Annotated in this window: 2 protein-coding genes; both read left to right on the top strand. The window is 66.0% G+C overall.

Annotated features, from left to right (window positions below):
- Positions 1-225: 225 nt before the first annotated feature.
- Positions 226-1,911, top strand: coding sequence for an IS21 family transposase (gene istA / locus APH34_RS28260; protein ID WP_054903781.1), 1,686 nt, complete (start codon positions 226-228; stop codon positions 1,909-1,911).
- The gene (gene istB / locus APH34_RS28255) at positions 1,799-2,548 is read left to right on the top strand and encodes an IS21-like element IS1474 family helper ATPase IstB (RefSeq protein ID WP_003460139.1); all 750 of its coding nucleotides are present in this window, start codon (positions 1,799-1,801) and stop codon (positions 2,546-2,548) included. Before istA ends, istB begins: the two co-directional genes overlap by 113 nt.
- The last annotated feature ends 93 nt before the right edge of the window (positions 2,549-2,641 follow it).

Here is a 2,641-nt window from a genome sequence, read left to right as displayed (position 1 = left end):
TGCGGATTTCGGAGCACCGTGACCGGCCGTTTCGGTTGATCGTGACCGGTCATTTCGCTAACGCGTGACCGCTCATTTCGGTAGCAACGTGACCGATTTTCCGCCTGTTCCGAAACAGGTGGTCACGGCTTACCGAAATCGCCGGTCACGACTTAGCGAAAGCCTTCCCCTTCGTTGCGCATGACCTGATGCGCCGCCATCCTCGACCGATTTCGGGAGAGGAAGATGGCGGCGCCGCGAGTAGCCATGCGAAACATCAAAGAATGTCTGCGCCTCAAGTTTGAGGCCGGCTTGTCCCACGAGAAGATTGCCCGTGCCTTGCAGCTGTCCAAGGGCGTGGTTAGCAAGTACATCGCGGCGGCGCGGGTGGCCGGGCTGGACTGGCCGGCGCTGGTGGCCATGGACGAGGCCGCGCTGGCGGCCGCCTTGTTTGCACCGACGTCGACGAACAAGCCGCGCGGTGAGCGAGTGCTGCCCGATGTGCTGAGCATCCACCGCGAGTTGCGACGCAAGGGCGTGACCTTGCAGCTGCTGTGGGAGGAATATCTCGCCGCGCATGCGGGCCAGCCGACCTACCGCTACACCCAGTTCGTCGAGCACTACCGGCGCTACGCCCAGACGCTCAAACGTTCGATGCGTCAGCTGCACCGTGCGGGCGAGAAGCTATTCATCGACTATGCCGGGCCGACGCTGCCGGTGGTCGACCCGGCCACCGGCGAAGTGCGCCGGGCGCACATCTTCGTCGCCGCCCTGGGCGCCTCGAATTACACCTATGCCTGCGCGACGCCAGGCGAAACCCAGGTGGACTGGCTGACCTCGCTGGGCCAGGCTCTGACCTACTTTGGCGGCGTGCCGGAAATGGTTGTGCCGGACAATCCGCGCGCCCTGGTCGCCCAGCCGGATCGCTACGAGCCGGGCCTGAACCGGGCGGCGCTGGAGTGCGCCCGCCATTACGACACCGTGATGCTGCCGGCGCGGCCACGCAAACCCCAGGACAAGGCCAAGGCCGAGGTGGCGGTGCAGGTGGTCGAGCGCTGGATCATGGCGCGGCTTCGCCACCGGCAGTTCTTCAGCCTGCATGCGCTTAACCAGGCTATCGCCGAGCTGCTGGAGGATCTGAATCGGCGCCCGTTCAAGCGGCTCGATGGCTGCCGGCGCGACTGGTTCGAGCGCCTGGATCGTCCGGCCTTGCGACCGTTGCCGGTGCATCCCTACGAGGTCGCCACCTTCAAGCGCTGCAAGGTCAGCATCGACTACCACATCGAGGTCAATGGCAGCTTCTACAGCGTGCCCTCCGCCCTGGCCCGGCAGAACGTGGACGTGCGACTGACGGCACACACCCTGGAAGTGCTGCATGGCAACCGGCGGGTGGCCAGCCACCTGCTGCTGGGGCGACGCGGCGCTTACAGTACCCAGCGCGAGCACATGCCCGCGGCGCACCAGGCGCATCGCGAATGGACGCCACAACGCCTGCTCGACTGGGGCGCGCGGATCGGCCCCTACACGCGCCAACTGATCGATCACCAACTGACCCACAAGCCGCACCCGGAGATGGGCTACCGCGCCTGCCTCGGCCTGCTCTCGCTGGCCCGGCGCTATGGCAATGCACGCCTGGAAGCCGCTGCCGAACGTGCCGTACACCTGCGCGCCTTCACCGGGCGCAGCGTGCGCAACCTGCTCCAGCAAGGCCTGGATCAACAGCCGCTGCCCCAGCGTGCCGCCGAAACGACCTTACCCGGCGACCACAAGAACGTCCGTGGCGCCGACTACTACCAACCCCCGCAACAGGAGCTGTTCGATGATGCCGCAACACACCCTGAATCAACTGCACCAGCTACGCCTGGACGGCATGGCCCGCGCCCTGGAAGAGCAATGGACGCTGCCGGCCAGCCACAGCCTGAGCTTCGATGAACGCCTCGGCCTACTGCTCGACCGCGAACTGGCCTGGCGTGACAACCAGCGCCTGGTACGGCTGCGCAAGAAGGCCAAGCTCAAGTACGCCAACGCCTGCCTGGAAGATCTCGACCGCCGCTCCGGACGCGCCCTGGACGAGCGTCTGATCGCCACCCTGGCCAGTGGCGACTGGATCCGCCAGCAGCACAACCTGCTGCTGACCGGCCCGACCGGTGCCGGCAAAACCTGGCTGGCCTGCGCCCTGGGCAACCAGGCCTGCCGCCAGGGCTATAGCACCCTGTACCTGCGCACCCCGCGCCTGCTGGAACAACTGCGCATCGCTCATGGCGACGGCAGCTTCGGCCGTACCCTGCAACAGCTGGCAAAGGTCGACGTCCTGGTGCTGGACGACTGGGCGCTAGCCCCGCTGGAGGAAGGAGCCCGGCATGACCTGCTGGAGGTGATCGACGACCGCGCTGGCAGCCGCTCCACCATCCTGACGAGCCAACTGCCCATCGAGCACTGGCACGGCTGGATCAACGACCCGACCCTGGCCGATGCCATCCTCGACCGCCTGGTGCACAACGCCTACCGACTGACGATGAAAGGCGAGTCGCTGCGCCGAAAAAAAGCCGAGGAACAAGCCGCATCGTGACCGATGCGATTACAATCCAGAACCCGCGCAACCGGGGTGGAAGCACCGGTCACGTATTAGCGAAACGCTCGGTCACGTTCACCGAAATCCGCA

The sequence above is a fragment of the Pseudomonas sp. NBRC 111131 genome, from assembly GCF_001320525.1.
Classification (GTDB): domain Bacteria; phylum Pseudomonadota; class Gammaproteobacteria; order Pseudomonadales; family Pseudomonadaceae; genus Aquipseudomonas; species Aquipseudomonas ceruminis.
This window is presented reverse-complemented; position numbering and strand designations above follow the sequence as displayed.

Coding starts and splice junctions, on each gene's coding strand:
- istA (WP_054903781.1), top strand. CDS start 226: ATGGCGGCGCCGCGAGTAGCCATGCGAAACATCAAAGAATGTCTGCGC.
- istB (WP_003460139.1), top strand. CDS start 1,799: ATGATGCCGCAACACACCCTGAATCAACTGCACCAGCTACGCCTGGAC.